The organism is Paraclostridium benzoelyticum, assembly GCF_001006285.1.
In the GTDB taxonomy this organism is placed as follows: Bacteria; Bacillota; Clostridia; order Peptostreptococcales; family Peptostreptococcaceae; genus Paraclostridium; species Paraclostridium benzoelyticum.
In genome coordinates this window covers 1-1,076 of sequence record NZ_LBBT01000268.1, presented here as the reverse complement: position 1 = coordinate 1,076, position 1,076 = coordinate 1, and the positions used below count along the sequence as shown (strand labels likewise).

Genomic DNA, 1,076 nt, shown 5'->3' with positions numbered 1-1,076 from the left:
CAAAGTATAATTATAATAATATTGTTAATATCAGTATTTTTATATATGAGAAATAAAGATAATATAAAATCTTATAAAATCAATAATATTTTAGCAATTGGGTTGTTAGGTTTATTCTTGGGGGCAATATCTGCATTTTTAGGAATTGGAGGAGGGCCAATAAATGTAGCTGCATTTACAATACTATTTTCTATGACAGCTAATGAAGCTGCTAGAAATTCAATTTTAGTTATATTTTTTTCTCAAGGATCTAAAATCATTTCAATTGCAGTAACTACAGGGTTTTCAAGTTATAATTTGGACATGTTACCATATATGCTTGTAGGAGGAATATTGGGAGGTATTATTGGATATAAAATAAATAAAGCTGTTTCTGAAAAATCTATAATTAAAATTTTTAACAGTGTAACTTTATCTATAATTTTATTAAATTTCTATAATATCTTTAAATAGATTTGTATATTTAGAAATATAATGAATTTATGAGTTAAATAACCGAATATATCGTTTTTTAAGGTCAAATTGGATGGAAATTTGTAAATATGATAAGACTATGATATTATATATACCTATGAATGATTAGGAATAAAATTGTGAACGGAGGAATAAATATGGAAAATTTACCAAATTGCCCAAAATGTAATTCAGAATATACTTATCAAGATGGAAGTCTTTTAGTTTGTCCAGAATGTGCACATGAATGGAATCCAGAAGATTCTGCTGAAAAAGAAGTTGTTATAAAAGATGTAAACGGGAACGTATTAAATGATGGAGATTCTGTAACAGTAGTTAAAGATCTTAAAGTAAAAGGAAGTTCATCTTCTATAAAAATAGGAACAAAAGTAAAGAGTATACGTTTAGTTCCAGATGCAGCAGATGGACATGATATAGAGTGTAAAATAGATGGTTTCGGAGCTATGAAATTGAAATCTAGCGTTGTTAAAAAAGCATAGTTAAAATTAAAAAGCACTAATCTTTTAAGATTAGTGCTTTTTAATGTATAAATATAATAATAAAAATATCACGCTAAGAATTAACTTATAACGCTATTTATATCATTAATATTATATTTTTAG

The 1,076-nt window shown here is 25.5% G+C and carries 2 protein-coding genes; both read left to right on the top strand.

Translation table 11 applies throughout. The features are described 5' to 3' along the window. The coding region (locus tag VN21_RS13620; RefSeq protein ID WP_046823738.1) for a sulfite exporter TauE/SafE family protein at positions 1-453 on the top strand (453 nt) is incomplete at its 5' end. 158 nt (positions 454-611) lie between these two features. Further along, positions 612-953: a zinc ribbon domain-containing protein YjdM gene (locus VN21_RS13615; protein ID WP_046823737.1), complete on the top strand. Its 342-nt coding sequence runs from the start codon at positions 612-614 to the stop codon at positions 951-953. The last annotated feature ends 123 nt before the right edge of the window (positions 954-1,076 follow it).